The organism is Bacillus nitratireducens (assembly GCF_001884135.1).
GTDB lineage: Bacteria > Bacillota > Bacilli > Bacillales > Bacillaceae_G > Bacillus_A > Bacillus_A nitratireducens.
In genome coordinates, this window is record NZ_MAOC01000020.1 from 391,161 (window position 1) to 416,990 (window position 25,830).

At 35.0% G+C, this 25,830-nt stretch carries 31 protein-coding genes and 1 pseudogene; 27 read left to right on the forward strand and 5 right to left on the reverse strand.

The window, feature by feature from the left end:
* The first annotated feature begins 1 nt into the window (after position 1).
* The 16 genes from BAU23_RS07530 to BAU23_RS07605 all read left to right on the forward strand — a co-directional run bounded on the left by BAU23_RS07530 (position 2) and on the right by BAU23_RS07605 (position 14,156).
* Entirely contained in the window at positions 2 to 973 is a 972-nt protein-coding gene (locus tag BAU23_RS07530; protein ID WP_016129236.1) for an SPFH domain-containing protein, read from the forward strand.
* Between the two features lie 71 nt (positions 974 to 1,044).
* Complete coding sequence (gene spoIIP / locus BAU23_RS07535) at positions 1,045 to 2,199, forward strand: stage II sporulation protein P (RefSeq protein WP_002075600.1); 1,155 nt, start codon at positions 1,045 to 1,047, stop codon at positions 2,197 to 2,199.
* 172 nt (positions 2,200 to 2,371) lie between these two features.
* The gene (locus tag BAU23_RS07540; RefSeq protein ID WP_001007863.1) at positions 2,372 to 3,844 is read left to right on the forward strand and encodes a 4-hydroxyphenylacetate 3-hydroxylase family protein; all 1,473 of its coding nucleotides are present in this window, start codon (positions 2,372 to 2,374) and stop codon (positions 3,842 to 3,844) included.
* A 149-nt stretch (positions 3,845 to 3,993) separates the two neighbouring features.
* The gene (locus BAU23_RS07545; protein WP_000561977.1) at positions 3,994 to 4,740 is read left to right on the forward strand and encodes an IclR family transcriptional regulator; all 747 of its coding nucleotides are present in this window, start codon (positions 3,994 to 3,996) and stop codon (positions 4,738 to 4,740) included.
* A 16-nt stretch (positions 4,741 to 4,756) separates the two neighbouring features.
* On the forward strand, positions 4,757 to 5,287 hold the full coding sequence (locus tag BAU23_RS07550) for an FAD synthetase family protein (protein WP_001220345.1): 531 nt from the start codon (positions 4,757 to 4,759) through the stop codon (positions 5,285 to 5,287).
* 46 nt (positions 5,288 to 5,333) lie between these two features.
* Entirely contained in the window at positions 5,334 to 5,873 is a 540-nt protein-coding gene (gene nbaC / locus BAU23_RS07555; RefSeq protein WP_000047731.1) for a 3-hydroxyanthranilate 3,4-dioxygenase, read from the forward strand.
* A complete protein-coding gene (locus BAU23_RS07560; protein ID WP_033656566.1) occupies positions 5,858 to 6,895 on the forward strand; it encodes an amidohydrolase family protein in 1,038 nt (345 codons plus the stop codon). Before nbaC ends, BAU23_RS07560 begins: the two co-directional genes overlap by 16 nt.
* Positions 6,873 to 7,331 carry a RidA family protein gene (locus tag BAU23_RS07565; protein ID WP_001189373.1) on the forward strand — a complete coding sequence of 153 codons (459 nt, stop codon included), beginning with the start codon at positions 6,873 to 6,875 and terminating at the stop codon, positions 7,329 to 7,331. Before BAU23_RS07560 ends, BAU23_RS07565 begins: the two co-directional genes overlap by 23 nt.
* A gap of 12 nt (positions 7,332 to 7,343) precedes the next feature.
* Positions 7,344 to 8,813 carry an aldehyde dehydrogenase gene (locus BAU23_RS07570; RefSeq protein ID WP_071733961.1) on the forward strand — a complete coding sequence of 490 codons (1,470 nt, stop codon included), beginning with the start codon at positions 7,344 to 7,346 and terminating at the stop codon, positions 8,811 to 8,813.
* 127 nt (positions 8,814 to 8,940) lie between these two features.
* The gene (locus BAU23_RS07575; RefSeq protein ID WP_000905638.1) at positions 8,941 to 9,714 is read left to right on the forward strand and encodes a 2-keto-4-pentenoate hydratase; all 774 of its coding nucleotides are present in this window, start codon (positions 8,941 to 8,943) and stop codon (positions 9,712 to 9,714) included.
* 30 nt (positions 9,715 to 9,744) lie between these two features.
* A complete protein-coding gene (locus BAU23_RS07580) occupies positions 9,745 to 10,644 on the forward strand; it encodes an acetaldehyde dehydrogenase (acetylating) (RefSeq protein ID WP_071733962.1) in 900 nt (299 codons plus the stop codon).
* Complete coding sequence (gene dmpG / locus BAU23_RS07585; protein ID WP_001254084.1) at positions 10,631 to 11,656, forward strand: 4-hydroxy-2-oxovalerate aldolase; 1,026 nt, start codon at positions 10,631 to 10,633, stop codon at positions 11,654 to 11,656. The genes BAU23_RS07580 and dmpG overlap by 14 nt, the downstream gene beginning before the upstream one ends.
* Positions 11,657 to 11,659: 3 nt before the next feature.
* Positions 11,660 to 12,448, forward strand: a complete 789-nt coding sequence (locus tag BAU23_RS07590; RefSeq protein ID WP_001229808.1) for a 2-keto-4-pentenoate hydratase — start codon at positions 11,660 to 11,662, stop codon at positions 12,446 to 12,448.
* A 15-nt stretch (positions 12,449 to 12,463) separates the two neighbouring features.
* A complete protein-coding gene (locus BAU23_RS07595) occupies positions 12,464 to 12,664 on the forward strand; it encodes a 4-oxalocrotonate tautomerase (RefSeq protein ID WP_255257093.1) in 201 nt (66 codons plus the stop codon).
* Positions 12,665 to 12,782: 118 nt separating this feature from the next.
* Positions 12,783 to 13,373, forward strand: coding sequence for a histidine phosphatase family protein (locus BAU23_RS07600; RefSeq protein ID WP_001166449.1), 591 nt, complete (start codon positions 12,783 to 12,785; stop codon positions 13,371 to 13,373).
* Between the two features lie 6 nt (positions 13,374 to 13,379).
* Positions 13,380 to 14,156 (forward strand): Cof-type HAD-IIB family hydrolase, encoded by a 777-nt coding sequence (locus BAU23_RS07605; RefSeq protein ID WP_000278981.1) that lies wholly within the window; start codon positions 13,380 to 13,382, stop codon positions 14,154 to 14,156.
* Between the two features lie 7 nt (positions 14,157 to 14,163).
* Here BAU23_RS07605 and BAU23_RS07610 read toward each other — a convergent pair whose 3' ends face one another.
* On the reverse strand, positions 14,164 to 14,625 hold the full coding sequence (locus BAU23_RS07610; protein ID WP_000497556.1) for a DinB family protein: 462 nt from the start codon (positions 14,623 to 14,625) through the stop codon (positions 14,164 to 14,166).
* Positions 14,626 to 14,796: 171 nt separating this feature from the next.
* Between BAU23_RS07610 and alr the strand changes: the two genes are divergently transcribed.
* Positions 14,797 to 15,972, forward strand: a complete 1,176-nt coding sequence (gene alr / locus BAU23_RS07615) for an alanine racemase (protein ID WP_000054190.1) — start codon at positions 14,797 to 14,799, stop codon at positions 15,970 to 15,972.
* 20 nt (positions 15,973 to 15,992) lie between these two features.
* Here the strand turns inward: alr and BAU23_RS07620 are convergent, their stop codons facing one another.
* Genes BAU23_RS07620 through BAU23_RS07630 form a run of 3 tightly spaced genes read right to left on the reverse strand, consistent with a single transcriptional unit; the run spans position 15,993 to position 18,488 of the window.
* The gene (locus tag BAU23_RS07620; RefSeq protein ID WP_016129238.1) at positions 15,993 to 16,706 is read right to left on the reverse strand and encodes a class I SAM-dependent methyltransferase; all 714 of its coding nucleotides are present in this window, start codon (positions 16,704 to 16,706) and stop codon (positions 15,993 to 15,995) included.
* Positions 16,699 to 17,586: a GNAT family N-acetyltransferase gene (locus BAU23_RS07625; protein WP_016129239.1), complete on the reverse strand. Its 888-nt coding sequence runs from the start codon at positions 17,584 to 17,586 to the stop codon at positions 16,699 to 16,701. Before BAU23_RS07625 ends, BAU23_RS07620 begins: the two co-directional genes overlap by 8 nt.
* Before the next feature lie 23 nt (positions 17,587 to 17,609).
* Positions 17,610 to 18,488: a phosphotransferase gene (locus BAU23_RS07630; protein ID WP_000941392.1), complete on the reverse strand. Its 879-nt coding sequence runs from the start codon at positions 18,486 to 18,488 to the stop codon at positions 17,610 to 17,612.
* A gap of 233 nt (positions 18,489 to 18,721) precedes the next feature.
* Between BAU23_RS07630 and BAU23_RS07635 the strand changes: the two genes are divergently transcribed.
* Positions 18,722 to 19,579, forward strand: a complete 858-nt coding sequence (locus BAU23_RS07635; protein WP_000732300.1) for a YitT family protein — start codon at positions 18,722 to 18,724, stop codon at positions 19,577 to 19,579.
* A 46-nt stretch (positions 19,580 to 19,625) separates the two neighbouring features.
* Here the strand turns inward: BAU23_RS07635 and pdxR are convergent, their stop codons facing one another.
* On the reverse strand, positions 19,626 to 21,026 hold the full coding sequence (gene pdxR, locus BAU23_RS07640; protein WP_016129240.1) for a MocR-like pyridoxine biosynthesis transcription factor PdxR: 1,401 nt from the start codon (positions 21,024 to 21,026) through the stop codon (positions 19,626 to 19,628).
* Positions 21,027 to 21,157: 131 nt separating this feature from the next.
* On the opposite strand from pdxR, the gene BAU23_RS07645 reads away from it, so the two are divergent.
* The 9 genes and pseudogenes from BAU23_RS07645 (at position 21,158) to BAU23_RS07685 (ending at position 25,766) form a co-directional block, all read left to right on the forward strand.
* Positions 21,158 to 21,580, forward strand: coding sequence for a GNAT family N-acetyltransferase (locus BAU23_RS07645; protein ID WP_001025957.1), 423 nt, complete (start codon positions 21,158 to 21,160; stop codon positions 21,578 to 21,580).
* Between the two features lie 150 nt (positions 21,581 to 21,730).
* The gene (locus tag BAU23_RS07650; RefSeq protein ID WP_016129241.1) at positions 21,731 to 22,858 is read left to right on the forward strand and encodes a metallophosphoesterase; all 1,128 of its coding nucleotides are present in this window, start codon (positions 21,731 to 21,733) and stop codon (positions 22,856 to 22,858) included.
* A gap of 231 nt (positions 22,859 to 23,089) precedes the next feature.
* On the forward strand, positions 23,090 to 23,656 hold the full coding sequence (locus BAU23_RS07655) for a GNAT family N-acetyltransferase (RefSeq protein WP_001181785.1): 567 nt from the start codon (positions 23,090 to 23,092) through the stop codon (positions 23,654 to 23,656).
* A 6-nt stretch (positions 23,657 to 23,662) separates the two neighbouring features.
* Positions 23,663 to 24,223, forward strand: coding sequence for a 2'-5' RNA ligase family protein (locus tag BAU23_RS07660; RefSeq protein ID WP_016129242.1), 561 nt, complete (start codon positions 23,663 to 23,665; stop codon positions 24,221 to 24,223).
* On the forward strand, positions 24,220 to 24,705 hold the full coding sequence (locus BAU23_RS07665) for a GNAT family N-acetyltransferase (protein ID WP_000222816.1): 486 nt from the start codon (positions 24,220 to 24,222) through the stop codon (positions 24,703 to 24,705). Before BAU23_RS07660 ends, BAU23_RS07665 begins: the two co-directional genes overlap by 4 nt.
* A 12-nt stretch (positions 24,706 to 24,717) precedes the next feature.
* Positions 24,718 to 25,086, forward strand: coding sequence for a cupin domain-containing protein (locus BAU23_RS07670; RefSeq protein ID WP_000688061.1), 369 nt, complete (start codon positions 24,718 to 24,720; stop codon positions 25,084 to 25,086).
* A 22-nt stretch (positions 25,087 to 25,108) separates the two neighbouring features.
* On the forward strand, positions 25,109 to 25,303 hold the full coding sequence (locus BAU23_RS07675; RefSeq protein WP_001233480.1) for a hypothetical protein: 195 nt from the start codon (positions 25,109 to 25,111) through the stop codon (positions 25,301 to 25,303).
* Positions 25,304 to 25,497 (forward strand): annotated as a pseudogene (locus tag BAU23_RS30505) (hypothetical protein).
* A gap of 89 nt (positions 25,498 to 25,586) precedes the next feature.
* A complete protein-coding gene (locus BAU23_RS07685) occupies positions 25,587 to 25,766 on the forward strand; it encodes a hypothetical protein (RefSeq protein WP_000701193.1) in 180 nt (59 codons plus the stop codon).
* Positions 25,767 to 25,830: the final 64 nt, after the last annotated feature.

Sequence of the window (25,830 nt, forward strand, 5' to 3'; positions counted from 1 at the left end):
TATGGTAGTAGCATTAACGTTAACGATTATTTTCGCGTTGATTGTCGTTGTATTTGTTGCATTGACGATTAAAATTGTCCCACAGCAAAAAGTTGGGGTTATTGAAAGGTTTGGTAAATTTCAACGCATTATGCACCCAGGATTAAATTTATTAATACCGATTGTGGATCGCGTTCGTGTATATCATGATTTACGTATTCAACAAACGAATGTACCACCGCAAAAGGTAATAACGAAAGATAATGTACAAGTAGAAATTGATACAATTATTTTCTATCAAATTGTTGAACCAGAACTTGCGACATACGGTATTTCTAACTATGAATATGGTGTTCGTAACATTACTTCTGCAACGATGCGTCAAATTATTGGTAAAATGGAACTGGATGAAACATTATCTGGCCGTGAAAAAATTTCAACGGAAATTCGCTTAGCGCTTGACGAAGCAACAGAAAAATGGGGCGTTCGTATTGAACGTGTTGAAGTTGTCGATATTAACCCGCCAAAAGATGTGCAAGCATCGATGGAAAAACAAATGAAAGCAGAACGTAATAAACGTGCGATCATTTTAGAAGCTGAAGCTGCAAAACAAGATAAAGTTCTTCGTGCTGAAGGTGAAAAACAAAGTAAAATCTTGATGGCTGAAGGGGATAAAGAAGCACGTATTCGTGAAGCTGAAGGTATACGAGAAGCGAAAGAATTAGAAGCACAAGGGGAAGCAAGAGCGATTGATGAAATTGCAAAAGCAGAACAAAATCGAATTGAGTTACTTCGTGCAGCAGATTTAGATGAGCGCGTACTGGCTTATAAATCATTTGAATCATTGATTGAGGTCGCGAAAGGGCCAGCAAATAAAGTCTTTATTCCATCTAATGCAATTGAAACACTTGGTACTCTTGGTGCAATCGGAGAAATCTTTAAAGAAAAACAAGCGAAGAAACTACCTTCAAATGATACAGGTAAAGAACAATAAGAGTGAGAAAGGGAAATGGGATGCCATTTCTCTTTTTTTGTGCGTATATTCCATAAAGCTTGTACATATTCATGTATAAAGAAGGTGATATAGTGAAAAAGTATGCAACTCGTATACATGGAAAGAAACTAATTTCATTACTCTTTTTATATGCACTAGTAGTAATTATTATTGCGTCGATTGTGACGTCACTTTTACATACAATGAAATCTTATTATGCGAATCAGTGGTTTGGAAAAGTATCGATGCAAGGTTTTGTACAAATGATAGAAAGTGAGAATCATTACTATGGATATGATTATTTTAAAAAATATAAACGAGACTCAGTTGGAAGTTTACTATTCTCTATCGCGACGGATTTGAAAATTAAAGATTTAAGAACGTTTGTTGGTAAAGAAGTACCCGGTATGTCAAAATATTATTCTAACATTATCGTAGCTGGTGAAGGGACGAACTATACGAATATTCCTAATGAATCTAGTGTACAAATTGAAGAAGTAACGAAAGAACGAGAAGTAGCAAAAGACAAAGTTACAGAAGCGGAAAAGAAGAATCCAGTGCAAAAAAAGAGCGGGACAAAAAAGGGAGAAAGCGCGGTATATATTTACCATACACATAGCTGGGAATCCTTCTTTCCATTATTACCAGGTGCTACCGATCCATCGAGTCCAGATGTAAATGTGTCCTTATTAGGGGACCGTTTTAAGGAGCAACTTGAAGGACAAGGAATTCCAGTAATTCATGATAAAACGAATATGGGTGATTTACTAGCTAGTAAAAAATGGGTATGGTATCAGTCATATAAAGCATCGCATGGATATGTAAAAGAAGCATTAGCACAGAATAGTAAAATTGCGTTTCCGATTGATATACATCGTGATGATCAGCGAAAGAAGGTAACAACAAAAGTCATTAACGGGAAATCGTATGCAAGATTATATTTTATAATTGGGATGGAAAACGAAGGGCGTGCTGAAAATGAAAAAATCGCAAGGGCGATCAATAGCTATTTAGATGAAAACTATTACGGAATAAGTAGAGGAATATTCCCTAAGGATAAAAAAGACGGAAATGGTGTATATAATCAAGACTTATCTAAAAACGCAATGTTAATTGAAGTGGGTGGTGTGGATAATACGCTGGATGAACTATATAATACCATTGATGTGTTAACGGAAGCGTTTAGTAAATATTATTGGAATGATGCAGAGAAAGTGAATGGATGAGGGGCGGGAAACCGTTCCTTTTTCGTGTTGTTTAAAAAAAATTAAGATTTCATAATGTGAAATAAGAGCGAAATTGTAAGTATTAAAATTGATATAATGATTGAAAATTCAGTCATCAAATGGAGTTTCTAAACTTTTTAGTATATTATTATGGGAAATTGGAGGGGAAAGAATGGCAATTAGAACAGGGGAACAGTATATTGAAGGATTACGAAAAAGAAATCCTGAAATTTGGATTGGTGGAAGAAAAGTAACAGATGTAGTAAATGAAGATGTTTTTCGCGAACCCATTTTACAAATTGCTAACTTATATGATATGCAGCACAATCTAGAATATCAGGATAAGATTACTCATATATGCGAAGAGACAGGGGAAAGGGTCTCAAATGCCTTTTTAGTGCCAAAAAATTATGAAGATTTAAAAGCACGTCGTGAATTATTTGAAGTATGGGCAAAAGCTACCTTCGGTTTAATGGGAAGAACACCAGATTTTTTAAATGTAACAGTAACTTCAATGGCAAGTAATTCTTGGTTTTTTGAGAAGTTCAATCCAGAATGGGGAGCGAATATAAAGAATTATTATAAACATATACGGGATAATGATTTATTTTTAACACATGCGATTATTAATCCGCAAAATGATCGTAGTAAGGCTTCTCATCAACAAGAAGATGAAACTATGCATTTAGGTGTAGTAAGTGAAACAGCAGAAGGGATGTATGTTAGTGGTGCTAAAATGTTAGCGACACTCGCCCCTATTACAGACGAGGTAATTATATATTCCTATCCAAGTTTTAAGCCAGGTGATGAACGTCATGCAATCTCTTTTGCAGTACCAATTGATGCACCAGGACTAAGAATTCTTTGTCGTGAGCCAATGCAAGATGGAAAACGTTCTCTATTTGATCATCCACTTGCATCAAGGTTTGAGGAAATGGATGCATTACTAGTATTTCATAATGTGTTTATCCCATGGGATAAAGTATTTATTTATCAAAATATAGAAGCTGGGAATCAATTGTATCCTAAAACGGGAATTGGTCATCAGCCAGCGCATCAATCTGGAGTAAGAGGATTAGTAAAGCTTTCTTTCGCTGCTGAAGTAGCTATGAAATTAGCAGATTCGATAGGAGTAGATGGATTTTTGAATGTACAAAACCAGTTAGCAGAACTTATGCAAGATGTAGAAACGATACGTGCGCTCTTACAAGTAGCTGAGTATGAATATGAAAAGAATCCATATGGAGAAGTTATTCCTGCAAGGTTGCCACTTGATACAATACGCAGTTTATTACCTAAAATGTATCCACGTGCAATTGAGATTATTCAAACCATTGGTGCTGGTGGATTATTAATGTCACCGACAGGTGCAGATTTTATGAATCCCGAAATTCAAGACGATATGGAAAAATACTATATTGGGCGTGAAGGAGTATCTTCTGAGGAACGAGTTCGTTTATTTAAATTAGCATGGGATTTATGTGGAGAAGCTTTTGGACAACGGTTATTACAATATGAGCGTTATTATTCTGGAGATCCGGTACGTAAAATGGGAATGTTTTATAATGCGTACAAAAAACAACAAACGTTTTCCCTAGTAAACAATGCTTTGCAATCAAGTTCATCTGAAGGTGCTTTAAGTTAAATAAAAATGTTTACGCTTACATTTTTATTTAGAAAAGGAAGGAGCAACAGATGATAACAAGAATTTTACTGTTAGGATGTAAATCTTCTTATATTTTTAACAACATCTAAAACTAGAGAACTGTAACTGGAATAGGGGAGGTAAATGATTTGATCGCTTCTATCAGTAAAATTTGTAAAATTCTAAATTGTTTCACGAGTGATGAGCCTGTACTAGGTAATTCTGAAATAGCGGAAAAACTAAATATGAATGCAAGTACGGTTCATCACCTTGTTCGTACGTTGTGTGAAGAAGGAATGCTCATTCAAGATGAGCAAAGAAAATATAGATTAGGCTGGAAATTGTTAGAGTGGGGAAACCAGGTTATGTTTCAGCAAGAGATTTATAGCGGAGCAATTCCACTTGTAGAAGAGCTTGTTAGAAATTTTAATGGGACTGTGCATATTGGTATGTATGATCGTGGTGATGTCGTATTTATTTTGAAAGTGTCATCAAGGGAATCAGTTCAAATTTCAACACATGTTGGATCAAGAGAGCCTGCATATTGTACAAGTACAGGGAAAGTGTTGCTTTCGTTCCATTCATCTTCATTAGAATGTACGTCAGAAAAAGAACTTTTACGACGAGCCCCTAATACAATTACTTGCGTGAAACAATTCCAAGTGGAGTTACAGAAGATTCGTAAACAAGGATATTCAATTAGTGATAATGAAAATGAACATGGACTATATGGAATTGCTGCTCCAATTCGATCTTATACTGGCAGAACTATTGCGGCGCTTAATATTGTTGGTCCCATATCATATATGCAGGGAAGTCAACGTGAAATCATAATTCAAAGTGTGATGAATACAGCAAATTTGATTTCAAAGGAATTTGGTTATTTAGAAATCTAACTTTAGAAGAAGAGAGATGAGAATCATTTATATACATGAGCAGTGTATACCTGAATTAATGAAATCAATTGTTTCAATTGGTGCTTTTGATGGTGTACATAAAGGCCATCAAACTGTTATTAAAAATACGGTTGAGAAGGCAAAGGAATTAAAGATAACAAATGTTGTGTATACATTTGATCCACCACCACGTTCTTATTTTCAAGGGGCGCAAATATTAACACCCATTGAAGAGAAGGTGAAACGTCTTCAAAATCTCGGTGTTGAACATGTAATTGTAATTCGGTTTGATGAGTCATATATAACCAAAAGTGCGAGCTGTTTTGTTCAAGACTTAAAAAGGCTAAATCCTGTAGACATTTATATTGGTCAAGATTTTAGGTTCGGAAAAAATCGAGAAGGTAATATAGAGCTGCTAAGAGAACACTTCAATATTTCTATAGTGAAAGATGTTTGCTGTGAAGAAGGTGAGCGAATATCTTCAACGAGAATTAGAAATTATGTATGTCATGGAGAGTTGCAAAAGTCTAGCGCTTTACTCGGTTAGTCTTTTAAAACGATATAAATAGAAGGAATAAAGAGGAGGAAATAATATGTCTAAAACTTTGCAATCTTTTAATTTACTAAAATGGATTGATGAGAATAAGGAGTTATTGAAGCCGCCAGTAAATAATAAAGTTATTTGGCAAGATTCGGAATTTATTGCCATGATATTAGGTGGTCCAAATAGAAGACGTGATTTTCACGTAGATCCTTCAGATGAATTTTTCTATCAAATTAAAGGTGAATGTTATGTGGAGTGTATTACAGAGGAAGGTAAGCGGGAAGTCGTCACAGTAAAAGAAGGGGATGTATTTATGCTGCCAGCTATGGTACCACATTCACCACACCGTGTTGCTAATACATTTGGGCTAGTAATTGAAAGAAAACGTAGCCAAGGAGAACTTGAGGATTTCGTTTGGTTCTGTGACGAGTGTAATCATGAAATGCATCGTGTGCGTGTTCAATTAAATGATATTGAAAAGCAAGTAAAAGAAGCAATTCATAGTTTTAATTCGAATAAGGAAATTCGAGCATGTAAGCACTGTGGTCACATTATGCCAGAAGAAGTGGAGGAATGGAAGTGCGAATAGATTTTCATACACATATTATTCCTGAGACTTTTCCGGATTTTGAAGAGAAGTTTGGTGGTGGTCGTTGGCCGATATTAAATCGGACTTGTACATGTGGTGCAAGTATTATGGTTGGAGGTAAAAACTTTCGTGACGTTACAGACCAAGTCTGGTGCCCTAAGAAAAGAATTGAAGATATGGACCGTGAAGGTGTAGATATTCAAGTTTTATCGCCAATCCCTGTTACATTTTCGTATTGGGCAAAACCAGAGGAAGCCGAAAGTATGGCACGTATTCAAAATGATTTTATTGCAGAAACAGTTTCAGCACATCCAGATCGTTTTGTAGGGCTAGGAACAGTTCCGATGCAAGATGGAGAAACTGCAATTCGTGAAATGGAGCGTTGTATAACGGAATTAAATTTACATGGTATTGAAATTGGTACAAACGTAAATGGTAAAAATTTAGATGATCCATCGTTTATTGAATTCTTTCGAATGGCTGAAAAATGGCAAGTTCCGATTTTTATTCACCCATGGGAAACATTAGGGCGCGATAGAATGCCACATCATAATTTTATGTATACAGTCGGGATGCCAAGTGAAACAGCACTTGCGGCAGCTACACTAATATGTAGTGGGATAATGGAGAAATTTCCACGGTTAAAGGTTTGTTTTGCACATGGGGGAGGGTCTTTCCCATATATTTTGCCAAGATTAGATCAAGGATGGAAAGTATGGCCGCATTTACGGTTGACTACACACCCTCCTAGTTATTATGCAAAGAAATTTTATTTTGATTCTTTAAATTATGATCCTATTAATTTGAAATATATGATTGAAAGATTTGGACATGAAAAAATTTTCATGGGCTCAGATTATCCATTTCTATTGCGAGAAGTTGATCCTGGAAAAGTGATTGATGAAACAGTCGGTTTATCGGAGGAACAAAAAGCAGCGATGCTCGGGGGAAATGCTGCGGAATTTTTAAATATTGATATAAAAAAACGAGGTGTAGCATATGCAGAGATTACAAACACCTGAGAGCAAATTAAGTGAGTTAGGAATCACACTACCAGCTATTCGCCCAGCAGTTGGAAATTATGTTAGTTGTGTAAAAGTAGGTAACTTATTGTTTACTGCAGGACAAGGTGTAGATGAGTATCACGGGAAGTTAGGAAAGGATATTTCAATTGATGAAGGATATAAAGCAGCAAGACAATCCATGTTGAATTTATTGAGTGTTGTGAGAAACGAACTAGGTGATTTAAATAAGGTAAAACGAGTTGTAAAGCTACTTGGTTTTGTAAATAGTACGGAAGATTTTATTAATCAGCCAAAAGTAATGAATGGGGCATCTGATGTATTAGTAGATATTTTTGGGGAAAAGGGAAAACACGCCCGATCTGCAGTCGGTATGGCTCAATTACCTAATAACACAACAATTGAAATTGAGATGGTTTTAGAAATTGAGGAGTAGGAGGTAAGGAAGGTGAACAAAGAATTATTAGCTGACAAAATGAAAGTAAAAAATGCGAAATTGTTTATTGATGGACAATACGTGGATTCCATATCTGGCGAAACATTTGATACGTTCAATCCAGCGACGAATAGAAAACTTGCTTCTATTGCAAAGGCAAATGAAGAGGACACAAAAAGAGCAATTGATGTGGCAGAACGTACATTTAAAAGCGGCATTTGGAGTGAAATGCCTGTGGAAGAGCGGTCGAATATTTTATGCAAAATGTCAGATTTGATTATGGAAAGAGTGGATGAACTAGCATATATAGAAACTCTTGATGTTGGAAAACCGATTAAAGAAAGCAAAGGATTCGATATACCCCGTTCGGCTCATAATTTTCGCTTCTTTGCTGAAATGGCTAAATATATGGTGCATGAGCATTATGACAAACATAACTTTATGTCATATGCAAAGTATGCTCCCGCGGGAGTGACAAGTTTAATCATTCCTTGGAATTTGCCATTTATGCAAATGACGTGGAAAGCATCAGCTGCACTTGCTTCTGGTAATACTGTTGTTGTCAAGCCGGCCTCTTATACTCCATTAAGTGCAGTTATGCTTGGTGAAATTGCAAATGATGCAGGACTACCTCCAGGTGTACTTAATATTATTACAGGTCCAGGGAATACTGTCGGGACAAAAATGACAACACATCCAGCTGTAAGAAGAATTTCATTTGTTGGAGAAAGTAATACAGGAAAAACAATTATGCGTAATGCATCAGAAAACTTAATACCTGTTTCATTAGAATTAGGGGGCAAATCAGCAAATATCGTATTTGAAGATGCAGATTTAGATGAAGCGGTACAAGGATCGATTGAAGCTATTTATCGGAACCAAGGAGAAATTTGTTTAGCTGGTTCAAGATTACTTGTGCAAGAAAGTGTATATGAACAGTTTTTAGAGAAATTTGTAGCGGCTGTAAAAAGAATAAAAGTTGGAGATCCTCTTTCTGAAGATACAGATATGGGAGCGCTTGTATCAAAATCTCATTTAGAAACAGTTGATCGTTATGTAGAAATAGGAATTTCAGAAGGGGCAAAATTAGCCTATGGTGGAAAAAGAGTGGAGAGTCTAGTAGAAGGAAACTTTTATGAACCTACTATTCTATATGATGTTGATAACAGTATGCGTGTAGCGCAAGAAGAGATATTTGGCCCAGTTCTAGTTGTTATTCCATTTAAAACGGAAGAGGATGCAATTCGCATTGCGAATGATTCCATTTATGGACTAGCTGGAGTTGTTTGGACAAATGATCTTAGACGAGCGCAACGAGTGGTTTCACAAATCGATTCAGGATTATTATGGATTAATTGTTGGTATGTTCGAGATTTACGTACTCCATTTGGCGGTTCGAAGGCGAGTGGGATTGGTAGAGAAGGTGGACGTCATAGTTTCGAATTTTATACGGAAGCTAAGACGGTTACGATGAAATTATAAAGGGGATGTTTTAACTTAAAGTTCAAAGCTCCCATCTGACATTTATGGAAATAAAATAGTTAGGTGGAGGCTAGTTATATTGTCGTTGATAGGGGATATATAAATTTGAAAAATGAGGTGAAAGCAATTGTTAATTAAAGAATTAGCTGATGAACTATTACAAGCTGAAAATTCACGAGTAGGGATACCTCCATTTACTGAGAGATATGCTAATTTATCTGTTGAGGATGCTTATAATATTCAGCTTGAAGTAGTAGAAAGAAAGTTGGAGAATGGGCGTTGTGTAATTGGAAAGAAAGTTGGACTTACGAGTGTTGCAATGCAACAAATGCTTGGGGTAAATGAACCAGATTATGGACATTTACTGGACGATATGAAGATAGAAAATGGTAGTGAAATTTCAATAAGTTCCTTTGTAGCTCCCAAAATAGAAGCAGAAATAGGGTTTGTTTTAGCAGAAGACTTAAATGGGCCTAATATTACATATGTTGACGTACTAATGGCGACGAAATATGTAGTGCCTACACTTGAAATTATTGATAGTCGAATTGCTGATTGGAAAATTCGGCTTGCTGATACAGTGGCGGATAATGGATCGTCGGCAAAAGTTGTAATTGGTGATACATTCTCTAGCGTTGATAAAGTAGATTTACGTACAACTGGAATGACACTTTATAAAAATAATAGTTTAATTGCAACGGGTGCTGGTGCGGCTGCATTAGGGCATCCTGCGCAAGCTGTTGCTTGGCTAGCTAATAAACTTCATGAGTTTAATATTGGATTAAAAGCAGGGGAGTTAATTTTACCAGGTGCGTTATCTGGTGCAGTCTCAGTAAATAGTAAAGATAGTATTCATGCTGATTTCGGTTCACTCGGATCGGTTTCTGTTACCTTCATATAGATTAAAAGATTGAAAAAAGGGGGGATAGATGTGGAGAAAGTAAAGGTAGCCATTATTGGATCAGGTAATATTGGCACGGATTTAATGTATAAATTAAGAAAAAGTGAAGTCATAGAGCTGAATGCCATGATTGGAATAGATTCGGAATCGGATGGTTTAAAGCGAGCAAAAGAAGCGGGATACGAGATTTTTGATAATGGAATACAAGCAATTATTGATAATCTAAATTTAGCCGATATTGTATTTGATGCAACTTCAGCTAAAGCACATAGTCACCATGCAAAAGTATTGGGGGAACTTGGGAAAATAATAATAGACTTAACACCTGCTGCATGTGGGCCGTTCGTTTGCCCTGCTATACCAAATAATAATTTTGTAGAAAAGCAAAACGTTAATATGATTACGTGCGGGGGACAAGCAACGATTCCGATTGTTTATGCTATTAATGAGGTAGCAAATGTTACATATGCAGAGATAGTTGCTACAATTTCAAGTTTAAGTGCAGGTCCAGGTACAAGGGCAAATATTGATGAGTTTACAATTACGACGAGGCGCGGAATCGAAGAAATTGGTGGGGCAGATCAAGGGAAAGCACTTATTATATTAAACCCTGCTGAGCCTCCTATATTAATGAGAGATACAGTATATTGTGAAGTTAAGTATATGGATGAGGCTTCTATCCAAGAAGCGATTCAAAAGATGGTTGAAGTAGTTAGGACGTATGTTCCAGGTTATTCTTTAAAACAAGAGCCGATGTTTGATGGGAATCGTGTAACTGTATTTTTAGAGGTTGAAGGAGCAGGAGATTATTTTCCCCCTTATGCCGGTAATTTAGATATTATGACAGCAGCGTCATTAAAAGTAGCTGAAGAATTCGCAGCACAAATCATTTCAGAGAAGAAAAGAGGTGTAATGAATGAGGCGAAATAGTGAAATGCCAGTGAAAATAACGGAAGTTTGTTTACGTGATGGAAGCCATGTAATGAAACATCAATTTACAGAAAAACAAGTTCGATCTGTTACAAGGGCATTAGATGAGGCCGGTATGCATTATATCGAAGTGAGTCATGGAGATGGTTTAGGTGGTTCTACATTACAATATGGAAAGTCATTAGTTAACGAAATGAAGCTAATTGAGGCAGCAGTAGATGAGTGTAAGCAAGCTAAAGTAGCTGTTTTGTTAATTCCTGGTATTGGAACTATCCATGAATTAAAGCAAGCTGCAAATATTGGTGCGAAACTTGTTCGTGTAGCAACGCATGTAACAGAAGCGGATGTTTCAGCTCAGCATATTCAATTTGCGCGTGAGTTAGGTATGGAAGTGTGCGGTTTTTTAATGATGGCACATTCTGCACCGGTTGAAAAATTAGTAGAACAAGCAAAGCTTATGGAGGATTATGGTGCAGAAGCAATTTATGTAACTGATTCGGCTGGTGCTTTATTACCCCACGAAGTACGTGAGCGTATTCGTGCATTACGTCAATCTTTAAATATAGAAATTGGTTTCCATGGTCATAATAATCTTTCGGTTGCAGTAGCGAATACAGTCACTGCAATTGAGGAAGGTGCGACACGTATTGACGGAAGCGTGCGGTGTCTTGGGGCAGGAGCTGGAAATGCCCAAACAGAAGTATTGCTAGCTGTTTTGGATCGTATGGGATATAAGCTAGATATAGATTTATATAAGATGATGGACGTAGCTGAGGAGGTTGTTGCCCCTTTATTACCAGTACCACAAGAAATCCAAAAAGGTAGTCTAGTAATGGGATATGCTGGTGTATACTCTAGCTTTTTATTACATGCTGAAAGAGCGGCAAAACGCTTTAATGTAGATGCCCGTGATATTTTAATAGAACTGGGGAAAAGAAAAGTAGTTGGAGGGCAAGAGGATATGATTTTAGATGTCGCGGCAGAATTAGCAAAGATAAAAACGGGGGTGTAAAAGATGGCTTTAGTGAAAGGAGCAGATTTAGAAATTGTGGAGTATTTACTTCAAGCTGAAAAGGAAAGGAAAGAAGTAGTAAAAGTAACGGATAAGCACCCAGATTTAACAGTAGAGGATGCTTATAAATTGCAAAAATGTTTAATTGAACAGAAAATGAACGAAGGTTCTAAAAGAGTTGGTGTGAAGCTTGGGTTAACGAGTAAAGCAAAACAGCAAATGATGGGTATTGATGAAGCGATATACGGATATTTATTGGAAGATATGTTAGCGTTCGAATGGGAGCCATTGCAATACGAAACATTGATTCATCCAAAAGTAGAACCAGAGATTGCTTTTTTAATAGGTGAGGATTTACAGGGAACGAATGTGACAGCAGATGATGTATTAAAGGCAACAAAATATGTTGCGCCAGCTTTAGAGATTATTGATAGCAGGTATTTAAATTTTAAATTTACATTACCTGATGTAATAGCAGATAATTGTTCATCTTCAAAGTTTTTATTAGGAAGTAGATGGATGGATGCTAAAGAAATAGACTTAGCTAGTGTAGGTATGGTTATGTCGAAAAATGGTAAGATTGCTACAACTGGAACGGGGGCAGCAGTACTGGGACATCCAGCAGAGGCAATTGCTTGGGCGGTAAATAAACTTGGTTTACAAAATGAAGGATTAAAAAAAGGTGATATCGTATTAAGTGGAGCATTATCAGAAGCGATTGCATTTAAAGCAGGAGATTCTATTATTGCACAATTTGATCACTTAGGAAGTGTAGCGATGTTTTGTGAATAAATAGCAAAGAGAGAGATAGAAATGCCAATTGTACAAATTCAAATTATAGAGGGTAGAAGACAAGAACAAATTCAAAATCTTATTTCGGATGTTACAGAGGCAGTTGCAAAAAATTTAGATGTAGATGTTGGGCGTGTACGTGTTTTAGTAAATGAAATACCTAGTTCACATTGGGGAGTAGGAGGAAAGTCAAAAGCTAGTTTAGAAGAAAGTTAGTTAGTAATAAAAGCAATTTTCATTCTTTTATGAATGGGGATTGCTTTTATTATTTTGAAAATTTTTGATAATATGTTAAAATTTAATCTTGGTTTTAAGGAGATAAGGGGGAGTAAGAATGCAAATACTACTAATACGCCACGGAGAATCCGAGGCAGACATTTTACATGTACATGAAGGTCGAGCTGACTTTGAATTAACAGAAAAGGGAAGACAGCAAGTGCAAAGGCTTGTAAAGAAAGTGAAAGCAGATTTCCCACCAGATTTCATTTGGGCAAGTACATTAAAACGTGCTCGAGAAACGGCTGAAACATTAGCTGAAGCGATTCAGTGCCCAATTCAACTAGAAGAAGAATTAATGGAGTTTAATAACGGGATACAAGCAGGGTTATCATTTGAAGAAGCGAAAAAATATCCAGAGCCAAAATTTCTTCATGATCGTTTTGAAAACGGGGAATCATTTATTGAATTTAGAATGAGAATAGAAGGAATCTTTTCTAAAATCGTGACAGAGAATACATATGACCGAATTGCAATTGTTGCACACGGTGGTGTAATAAATAGTATTTTACGAGCGTTTTTCCAAATGCCAATTAGCATGGACTATTATTTTAAAATGGGAGATACGGGAATTAGTTTGATTGAACTTACGGATAAACAGAAAACTATTCATTTTATAAATGATACAAATCATTTAGATGGAATGTAAGAGGATATGTACAAAGTTGTATTTTTTGATGTTGACGGTACTCTTTTAAGCGAGATTGATAGAAGTATGCACGAAAGTACAAGAGAGGCTATACAAAGGTTAATAGATAAAGGAATTCACGTAGTTGTTACAACAGGGAGACCATATAGTTTATGCTCACAATTTAAAGAGCTGGGCATAAATACGTTTATTTCTGCAAATGGTGCACATATAAAATGTGCTGATGAAGTTATACATAAATCGGTACTTTCAAGTGAAATTGTTCATGATATTTCAAATTTTGCTGAATTACATGGTCATAGTGTTTCTTATTTTACAGAAGAATTTGTAATGAATGGTATTGCCTCAAAAGACGAACGTGTAATACGAGCATTAAATGAAACGTTAAATTTAGAGTGTTATCCTGACAAAGTTAGAAACTTGTCAGAAGAGATTTATTGTGTTTGTCTGTATGCTGATGAAACAGAAGCCCAAAAATTCTTTGAAAGATATCCAGCACTTACGTTTGAACGTTTTCATGGTTACGTTATGAATGTGTTGGAAGATAATAAAGTATCGAAGCTAACTGCAATTCAAAAGGTATTGGAACATTTAAACATTTGTAAATCAGAAGCAATTGCTTTTGGAGATGGTGGGAATGATGTTGAGATGTTGCAATATGTAGGATTAGGAATTGCGATGGGGAATGGCGGAGAAGAGTTAAAAACAAGAGCAGATTTCGTTACAAAGAAATCAAGTGAAGGTGGTATTTTATTTGCCTTAGAGAAGTTTCATATCGTCTAACATACCTTTATTGAAATAAAGGTATGTTAGGATCTTTAATGTGCTCGCACAATAAAATATGAATTTGCCCGCGATGATGATAAAAGTGTGCAACGATTTCAAGTAACCATTCGAATCGAGAATAAGAAATCCCCCAATAAGCAGTCATAATTTCCGCTAACTCTTCATTGGAATAGGATAAGAAAGTTTTAGAAAGTAGTTCGTACCCTTTTATCATCATTTGTTGCATTTGAGTAATTGTTTTTGGTGTATGTTCTAAATAAAAGGTACGTAACTCTTTTTCTGTAATACCATTTAAAATGAGTAAATCAGCATGGCAAATAAGAGAAAGATGTGCGCACATTTCAAATAATGATCGCTTCGAGTGAATTGGTTGTATTTTTAAATCGTCTTCATTATATTGGTTAAGCATTTGAATAGAAGTATCAACAGCAACTTGTAGTTGATGCAAGGCAGAGTGAACAAACATTGTAATTCTCCTCATCTCCGTATATAATAGTTTCTTAAGGGTATTATATCATACTCAAAATTCCGAAAATTCTAGTAGTTTGACTAGCATATTGAAAAGTATTATATTGTAAAAGGTCATATGAAACGTGAAATAGAATGGAATGTAATTATTGAGTTAGGAGTTAGACCAATGAGTTTGAAATATGGAAGAGATACAATTGTTGAAGTTGACTTAAATGCTGTAAAACATAATGTAAAAGAATTTAAAAAACGTGTGAATGATGAAAATATTGCAATGATGGCTGCTGTAAAAGCGAATGGGTATGGCCACGGAGCAGTTGAAGTTGCGAAAGCTGCTATCGAAGCAGGAATAAACCAACTTGCAGTTGCATTTGTAGATGAAGCAATAGAATTAAGAGAAGCTGGAATCACTGTACCGATTTTAATTTTAGGCTATACATCAGTAGCAGCTGTGGAAGATGCAATTCAATATGACGTTATGATGACTGTTTATAGAATTGAAGACTTACAAAGTATAAATGAAATTGCAAACCGTCTTCAAAAGAAAGTGCAAATTCAAGTGAAAATTGATACAGGAATGAGTCGTATCGGTTTACAAGAAGAAGAAGTGAAACCATTTTTAGAAGAATTAAACCGTATGGAGTATGTGGAAGTGGTAGGAATGTTTACACATTACTCTACCGCTGATGAAACTGATAAAGCATATACGAATATGCAAACAAGTTTATTCGAAAAAGCTGTAAATACAGCAAAAGAATTGGGAATTCATTTTCCATATATTCATAGTTCAAACAGTGCAGGATCAATGGAACTTAGCAACACATTTCAAAATATGGTTCGTGTCGGTATTGGAATCTATGGAATGTATCCTTCGAAAGAAGTTGATCATACTGTTGTAGCGTTAAAACCAGCGTTGTCTTTAAAATCAAAAGTAGCTCATGTTAAACATGCGAAGAAAAATCGTGGTGTTAGTTATGGAAATACGTATGTAACAACGGGCGAAGAATGGATTGCAACTGTACCGATTGGTTATGCTGATGGTTATAATCGTCAGTTGTCTAATAAAGGACATGCATTAATAAACGGAGTTCGAGTACCTGTTATTGGCCGTGTTTGTATGGATCAGCTTATGCTAGATATTACGAAAGCAATGCCAGTACAAGTTGGAGATGAAGTTGTATTCTATGGCAAACAAGGCGAAGAAGAAATTGCGGTAGAAGAAGTAGCAGATATGTTAGGGACAATTAACTATGAAGTTACATGTATGTTAGACAGAAGAATCCCACGTGTTTATAAAGAAAATAATGAAATGACTGCTGTTGTAAATATATTAAGAAAAAACTGAATCGTTATGATTCAGTTTTTTTATTTTTCACAAATGAAAAATGTTCTATTTGTACCATGTAGTTGAATGTTTTTAAATCCTACAGATTCCAACGAAGAAATTATTTCTTCATTAGAGTAACAAGCTTCCTCAAAAGAAAAGTCACTTCTTTTCCAATTATCATTTATGTCATGCTTAAATAGTATAAAGTTCATCTCTGCTTTTTTTCTTTCAATGTCATAAGTAGAGTTTATCGTACAGACATATTTTTGTTCTGAAATGTGAAAGGACGCACTCCAATTTTCAAGAAAACCTTTCTCCATATTCATATCAAATACAAATGTACCTCCATCATATAATGCTAAATAAACATGATGAAAAGTGTTTTTTAGCTCATCTAATTTCATTATATGATTTAAGCTATCACCGGCTGAAATGACATAGTGGAATTGCTCATTCAATTTGAAAGAGCGTGCATCATCGACGATGAAGGATGCATCTGGCGCGTTTTGACGTGCGTGTTCAATCATTTGAGCAGAACCATCTATACCAGTTACTATAAAATTATTATCAATTAGTTTCCTAGTAAGATGACCAGTCCCGCAGCAAAGGTCTAATATACGGGAGTGGGGAGCGGCATCTTGTAAAACGAATTTATGATAGGCTGGATAAGAGTGTTCTGCAAAATGTCCCCAATGTTTATTATAGATCTCTGCAAAAATATCATAATCAGAATAAATTAGTTTTTTAGACATATGTATTATGCTCAAAATTCATTAAATTATAATAGTCATGCTTCGTTTTAATTTCAAAACCACATTGTGTATATAGTTTTAAAGCATTATTATTTTTCGTTTCGACGTCTAATTCAATTGTTGAAACTCCTTCTATAATAAGTGTATGTACCATATAACTAAGAATATCTTTACCATACCCTTTACCTTGATAAGAAGGATGAACTGCGAATCCTGATAGTGTGGTAGATTGCTCTTGCTCAGAAACGGTAATCGTTCCAATTGCTTTTTCATTAATAAGAGCAATGTAAACTTGATGAGAAGGTGAATTCATCATTTTCTGTAACCATGTAGCGGTATTTTCTACAGAATCTCCAAAGGCTTTACTGGAAATTTCAATAAGATTAAGAAGTGATTCTGAAGATGCAAGAGTGAGCTGTATAGTATTCTTTGTTGTTTGTTGCACTTCTTTTGCTTTGAACTCCATACTATATTCACTATATAAATAAGGTAACTTCATTTGTTTTGCAAATTCTTTCCCAGAAGCAGAATCCCCATTCATAATAAGAAGAGCTTCATCTACCTCTCTTATCCGTATTTCTTTCATTGCGGTTTGTAAAAGAGTGGTGCCTATATGTTGCTTCCTATAGTTCGGATGAACAAACCCTATTAACTCCAGTTTTGTCGGTCTTTCAAAGTCATACATACTTAATGCACCGATTAATTGAGTATCATCATAAAGTAGAAAATCATTTATCACATCTTTATTACGGGCGGTTAAAAAGTTGACATGTAAATCTGACGAGTAATCAATTTTATCTTGTTGTCCGCAAATATGAGCTAAATCTTTCATTTGCTGAATTTCGTTTGCTGTTAAAGATTTCTTTTTTTCAATATTCATTTCATAATCCCTCTCATTCGTATTTAAAAATAGGATGGATGACTTAGCCACTTTTCTAACTCCACACTGCCCTGAACAGATAATAACCGGTATAAATATCGATAGGGGTGTCTACATTCTTCAAGACGAGGAATGGGCATAATGGTTTTGTAACCTTGTTTAAAAGCATGAGCCTCTTTTTCTGTAAATACATATTCTAAGCCGATAAAATCAAACTCTCGAGGAGCAACTGCATAGGCTTCTGTATCTACTAAACCCGTAATAGTTGTACCATCTGATAAAAACTGAGTAGGATCCATATCAATTAAAACGAGTGTAGATTCCTTTGGTGCAGGCAAGGAAGATAGCTGTGATTCAAAAGTATGAAATGCGTTATGGATACTCGTGTTATCGGAATAGAACCTATTTACAAGTTCTTTACTGACTTTTAATATGTGAGATTTAAATTCTTCTAGTGGAATGTGGAAAGTACTTGATGGGTTTCCTATAAACTCTGCTTGAAACGAATGAATTTCTGCTAGTCCTTTTCCAAGGCTGAATAAAATAGAATCAGCTTGTCCGATAAATGTTTGCAGCGTATTTCCGGTTAGTTTTTCGACGATTACATACTCTCGCTCATTTAAAACATGTTTTTGCAAAATAGTAGGGATGGGTAGGGTAGTATGCTTTTTCAATAATGCGTGTATTGTTTCTAAATGATGTACATGCCTTGGATCAATTCCAAAAAGGTTTTTACATCCCCACCAAAAATCATTGTTGGGCTCTTCAGTCATTTTTGAGGAACGAACAATAACTTCTTCAGCTTCTGTTTTAACAAGAAACACGTCGCTTGCATGGTCTACATAGCCTGGATGCAAAGTTTGAACAGATAAAATAGGTGAAGTGAATAGTTGCTGTAGCATGAAAGAGCTCCTTTTTCTGTAAATTCTCTAAATTTAATTATATAACATAATGTAATTAAGAGGTAAAAATTAGGGGGATATTATTTTTGTATAAAGTGTATTAAATTTTGAGATTCTACATAAGAATCACCAAAAAGGTGAAAAATGTGTGTATATAAAGCAATTTCTTTGTATTTGCGAAAAAAATTAGTTATGATAATACTAAGAAAATATATAAGTTTTGGGGGTAATGAATGAAAAAATTATTTGAATACGTATTATTAACAATTGGCTCCATTATTGTAGCGGGTTCACTAGAGCTTATTTTAGCGCCAAATGGCTTAGTAGACGGTGGGGTAACCGCGATTGCTATTATGGCAAATAAAGTTGCTGGATTACCGCTTTACGGAGTGTTTTTAGGACTTAACATCCCGATTTTACTATTTACTGCAAAGGTAATGGGAAAGAAGTTTTTCATCCGTACATCCTATGCAAATGTTGTTACAACACTCGGATTGATTTATTTAAAACCATTTCCAGCAATTACGACTTCGGAATTATTAATTGTACTTTATGGAGGAGTTCTATTTGGTGTTGGTGTAGGGATTGTTGTAAAAATGGGCGGAGCAATTGATGGATCAGAAATGTTAGCTGTTTGGATGAACAAGCATTTTAAAGTACCAATTAGTACATTTTTACTTGCTGTAAATGCGGTTATTTTTGTATTTGTTGCTATTTTATTTTCAATTGAGCAAGCGATGTTCTCATTAGCAATTTTCTATATTGTTACGAAGATGATAGATTTCATATTAGACGGTATTAATCAAGGAAAGAGCGTCATGATTATTTCGAATAAAAATAAAGAAATTGGCGAACTGCTTATGAAAGAATTACAACTGTCTGTTACGTATCTACATGGAGAAGGTGGTTTTTTAGGAGAGCACCAGAGAATTATTTATTGTATTACAAACCGTTTCATTTATCCAAAAATGAAAGATCTCGTTCTCTCTGTAGATCCAAGTGCTATAATTGAAGCTTCTTATTCAACAGAAACAACTGGTGTAAAGCGTCCAGGAAGGACAGCGAGATCAGGGCAAGTATCAGAAGAATAGTGAATAAAAATAACTCCACGTAAGTATAACTTACGTGGAGTTATTTTTAGTTAGGGAACCAGACTTTTTTCAATAATTTTACAATCGTTTCGATACTATCTTCGGGAATACTGCCGAAACCGAGTAATACATACGATGCCTTCTTTAAATTGTGAACAGAATCGTATGTGGAGAGAGGATACAACTTAATTCGCTGTTTTGCAGCAGCATGAATAAGTTCTTGTTCGTTCATCCCATTATGAACATGAAGTACGATGTGCAGTCCTGATTGTTCACCGAGTATATGAACGTTATTGCCCATTTCGTTTGTAATAGATTTAACTAAAGAAATATGTTTTCTTTTATATAACGTACGACTTCGATTAATATGGCGTTCCCAATCCCCATTTTGAATAAAGGTTGCAAAGGCAAGTTGCTGCAGGATAGAAACAGTTTGTTTAAACATGCCTCCAAGCGCTTTATAGATTTTTAAAAGATGAGGTGGTAAGACGATATACCCCATTCGCAAAGAAGGTAAAAAGGATTTCGAGAAAGTTCCCATATAAATAACGCGTTCATTTGAATCTAGTCCCTGTAAAGAGGGGATAGGTTTTCCTACATAACGAAATTCCCCGTCATAATCATCTTCAATAATATATCCTTCGCAATCATTGGCCCATCTTAATAATTCGAGCCTTCTAGATAATGGCATAATCATTCCAAGAGGAAATTGGTGAGATGGAGTGACGTATGCTACATTAGCACTTGATTCACGTAAAGCTGAAATATGAATCCCTTTCTCATCTAGAGATATAGGGTGAACAGGAAGAGCAGAACTTTGAATCATTGCAGTTATACGGTGAAATCCAGGGTTTTCGATTCCATATTCTTTTTTTGAACCAAGCAGTTGGAGTAGTAGCCAAAGAAGAGGCTGCGTACCGGCTCCAATAATAATTTGATCAGGTGTAGAATGTACCCCGCGAGCATGATATAAATATTTTGAAATATGTTCTCGTAGAATGAACTCACCTTGAGGATCTTCTTTAGCAAATAATTCATTTTCATACTGGAATAAAGTTTCTTGTAATGCTTTTTTCCAGTTTGTAATTGGAAAAGCTTTTTGATCAATAAGGCCTTGGCTACAATCATAGTCATATTGTTCATTTTTAGTATTGTTAGCGCTGTTTGACGCAACGTGTTGTTTATTTTGAATGACATCAATATCAACTTCCACAACAAAAATCCCGCGTTTCGGTTTACTTTCTACATAACCTTCAGCTAGTAATTGTTGATAAGCAGATTCAACAGTAATACGACTAACATTAAGTTGTATCGCTAAATTTCTGTGAGAAGGAAGGCGCGTACCGGCAGGCAGTAATCCCTGAGAAATTTCTCGTTTCATATATTCGTAAATTTGTAAGTAAATTGGTGTTTTACTTTCTAATTGTAATGGGATAGTAAGATCCATTTTAAGAATTCTCCTTTAAAAACTGGCCATATAAAAAATAATCGAACTGTCACTTAAGTTAAGGGCAGTTACTTTTTATAATGATGATACAACATTTAGAAAATTTAATAAATAGAAAGGAGAGAATCAAAATGAATATTAGAGAAATAGTAACAGAAGCTGATTTACATGATGTATTCCCTGTATTACAGCAATTACGAACAAAAATTTCAAGAGAAGAAGCAAGTTCTTTATTTCAAAAAATGAAAAAAGAAAATTATAAACTACTCTCGTTACAGAATGAAGATGAAGAAGTTGTTAGTCTAGCTGGTGTAGCGATTTGTACGAATTTTTATAATGAGAAACATGTTTTCGTATATGATCTTGTAACTGCAGAAGCTCACAGATCAAAAGGATATGGTAAGGTTCTGTTGTCATATGTAGAAAAATGGGGGGAAGAAAAAGGGTGCAGTTCTATCGTTCTTACATCAGCGTTTCCAAGAGTTGATGCACATCGTTTTTATGAAAGAGAAGGCTATGATAAGGTAAGCTATTCTTTTTATAAAGAATTATAATAGTAAGGGGGTTCTATGTGTGAGAACATATGGAACCCCTTTTAATTTAGAATTGAAGAATGAGGAGGGGTAATTACTTATTTTGTCGAATAGTCTCTTTATAATTGAGACGATAATATGGAATTAAAAGAAGGTTAGGGGAGTTTATACTTGGAAAAAATTCAGAAACTATTAATCCCAAAAGGTGTAAGAGTTATCGTAATATCTGATATTCATGGTGAATTAAATCTTTTAAAGGAATTATTACATAAAGTTCATTTTAAAGATGATGATTATTTAATTATAAATGGAGACCTTTGTGAGAAGGGAAACGATAGCGTTGGCGTCGTAAACTATGTAATGGATTTAGTAGTTAGCAAGCCAAATGTTTATGTAGTTGAAGGGAATTGTGAAGTTGTAGTTGAAGCACTTGTAAATGAAAATCCTGCGCTAATAAATTATTTATGTACGAAAAAGAATACAATTTTTAATGAATGGCTAGCGAAATTGAACGTTACCGTTAATGAAGAAAGTGATATTTGTGAAGTGAAAAACATATTGATGGGCCATTTTTCAAAAGAAATAAAGTGGCTAACAGAATTACCAACTGCTATTGAAACTGAGGAGTATATCTTTGTACATGCTGGTCTTGAAGATAGAGAGAATTGGAGACAAACAGACAGGAAAAATGCAATTGCAATGCCAGAGTTTTTTAATAAGTCACATAGAGCGGATAAGTACGTAATTGTTGGACATTGGCCTGTTGTGAACTATTCCGAGGAGGCACCATCTAACAATCCAGTTATTGATAAGGAGAAAAAAATTATTGCGATTGATGGTGGTAATGCAATTAAAGAAGCAGGGCAATTAAACGCATTTATTATTCAGAGGACAACTTCAGGTGATACGTTTTCTTATACATATGTAGATCATTTTCCGCAGTATGAGGTATTGGCCGATTTTAATGCGAATTCAGTAATGCAGGGCGGGGTTACATATCCGCATTATTACATAGAGCCTGTGGAGAGAATGAAAGGTTTTACCGTATGTAAACAACTAGGAACAAATGAATTACTTCATGTGAAAAACGAGTATATAAAGCAACTTGAATCAGGTGAGTATACAGTGAAAACGGATATTTCTTGTGCACAATTAAGCGTTAGAAACGGGGATGTTGTTTCTCTCATTGATGGTAGTTGTGCCGGATATGATTTAATTAAAAAAGATGGTGTAGAAGGCTGGATAGAGAAAGGAATTCTACTTGAGGTAGAAAAGAAGGGGAATACAATATTTAGCTAAAGTGGGAGGGATATAACCTCCTATTTTTTATTAACTATGTTACGAGTTCGTACTTCATCTAATTTTTTCCGAAGTTCCGTTTCTAAATTAAACTCGAAAAAATAGGCTAATTTACATAAATAATTCGTATTTTATAACAAAATTATACAATAAAATAAAGGGTTTTGTTTTGATTTTTCTGAAAAAACATTATAATTATATATGAAATAAAGAGGAATGTAGGAGGAAATTATGCAAAACGTTATATTAAAGGGGAACAAAGTTACAATTCGTACAATAGAAGAATCAGATATAAAAACATTATGGAGCTTCATATATAAAGAAGAAAATCCAGAGTGGAAAAAATGGGATGCACCGTACTTTCCGTTCTCAATGCAAGAATACGCGTCCTATAAAGAGAAGATGCAAACTCGTTTACGAGAAGAACCGCTGTCAAATTTAATTATAGAAAATAACGATCAAATTATAGGGACAGTCGGATTTTATTGGGAACATAAACCGACGCGTTGGTTAGAAATGGGAATCGTAATTTATGACCCAGCATACTGGAATGGTGGATATGGTACAGAAGCATTAAAACTATATAGAGATTTGCTATTTGAAAATATGGAGATTGGTAGAGTAGGACTTACGACTTGGTCTGGTAATGAACGAATGATGAAAGTAGCGGAGAAAATAGGAATGCGATTAGAAGGTAGAATGCGAAAATGCCGTTATTATAACGGGACATACTATGACTCTATTCGAATGGGAATGATTCGTGAAGAGTGGGAAGCGCTATGTGTAACGGAGGGGTGAGGAAGCATGTACGCAATTATTGCTACATTGGATAGTGTGTTTACTAATAAAATTAAAGAATTGCAAAATGAATTAACAAATATAATTGGAATAAATCAACTAGCTGGAGTAGAACCACATATTACATTGGCTGATTATAATGAGTTAGATGTTAATTTATATACGAAGAAATTAGAGGAGTTTGTAGTTTTTCAAGAGAACATCTCCGCTGTAACTTTTCCATCTGTTGGAACTTTTCCTACTAACGGAACGATCTTTCTAGCACCAACCATTACTGATGAATTATTAAAACTTCATCATTCTTATCATGATTATTTCAAAACTTTTCATGATAATCCACAGTCCTATTACGTTCCGGGAAAATGGATTCCGCATTGCACGATTGCAAATGGGTTAAATTCAAATCAATTTTTAAGTGTAATGGAATATATATATGAAAAATTTGATGTTACAATAGCTTCGATTGAGAAGTTAAAATTAATTAAGGTAAATTATGAAGATGGTTTTGCCATTTCTTCTAGTATATTAGCAGAATATAATTTAAAGAGAATGGAGACATCGAGATGACATATGTAATTAGAGAAATGAAGCAAGAAGATATTCATGCTGTACAAAACGTAGCAAAAATAGCTTGGCATGATACTTACGAAGGAATTATTCCGAGAGAGATTCAAGACAACTTTTTAAATGAAGCATATTCCGATGAAAAAATGAAATATCGTCTTAAAAATACACATTTATTCGTTGCAGAAGAAGAGGGAGAAGTAATTGGATTTGCGAATTTTTCACCCGTTAGACTGCAAAATGAAGCAGAATTAGGTGCGATTTATTTGTTACCAGATCAGCAAGGAAAAGGGATAGGAAGTGCTTTGTTAAAAAGAGGGATTAAGGGACTAAAAGGGATTCGGAAACTGTACATACATGTAGAAGCAGCAAATGAAAAAGGAAAGCGCTTTTATGAAGCGAAAGGTTTTGCAGCTTTAGAGCAATTTGAAGAGGACTTTGAAGGACATATGATGCAGACAGTAAGGATGGTTTTATACATATAGGGAGGAGCAGGAATGAAAATATTTGATTTCAGTGCAGAAGTTGGGAAACACATATCAGCATTTCAATCTAATTTCATAATGGCAAAAATATTAAATCATCAAGGGAATATACATATCGGTGCCATGCATTTACAAGAGAATGGAATTATCGGATATCATGAAGCAGTTGTATCTCAACTGCTTCTTATTGTGGACGGCGAAGGATATGTGTGCGGAGCAAATAAAGAAAAAGTGAAGGTGGAAGCTGGACAAGCTGTGTTTTGGGAGAAAGGTGAGTTACATGAAACAAGTACAGAAAAGGGATTGATGGCAATTGTAATTGAGTCGGAGGAACTTGAGAAAAGAGTTTTAATGAAAGAAGTGGGAAAGTTTGATGATTAAGGTGTGTAAGGAGGAGATTACTATGCGCAAAGTTACGCAAATAGTAATATGTGCAGCAGCAGTACTATTAATCACACTCGCTATGATAAATGGAGAAACGTGGAAAGATAAAATTGTTATTTCGCTAGCTGTTTTTATATTTACTGGATTTTCTCTAGTATGGAACACATTTATTATAAATTTTATGGAGAAATTCAATGGAAAAAGGAGTAAATAAATGCTACCTTTCAAGCGAATGAGAACTATATATTTAATAACAGTACCTATTATTGCACTACTCTCATTATTTTTCCGCAGTCATTAGGAGATCGTATATTTACTTTCTTTTTTGTACTTGTTTTTGGCGGATTAGCAATTGGATTTACCTATTTAATGGACTTTATTGGAAAAACAAAAGATAAAAGGGAATGAAAATGAAGCTTTTACAAGTGGGAACAGTAGTAAAGTCCAAAGTTGTAGATTTGTAAAATTTGAGAAGACGGATAAGGAGTAGTAAGGTGATGAAGATTCCGAAAATTATAATGGTAATACTAGTTGTAATTTCAGTCGCTGTCGGGCTGATGGGGCCATATTCAATAAAAGAAAAGATTATATATACATTTGGTGTGATCTTTTGGGGAGCAATGGCGATAGGAGCAATTAATTTAATGGAGTATATTAAAAGGAGGATGAGTAAATGAAACTTAGATTGAAGGAGGAATAATAATTAGGATAAGAAACGGAATTATATGTTAGAGATAGTTA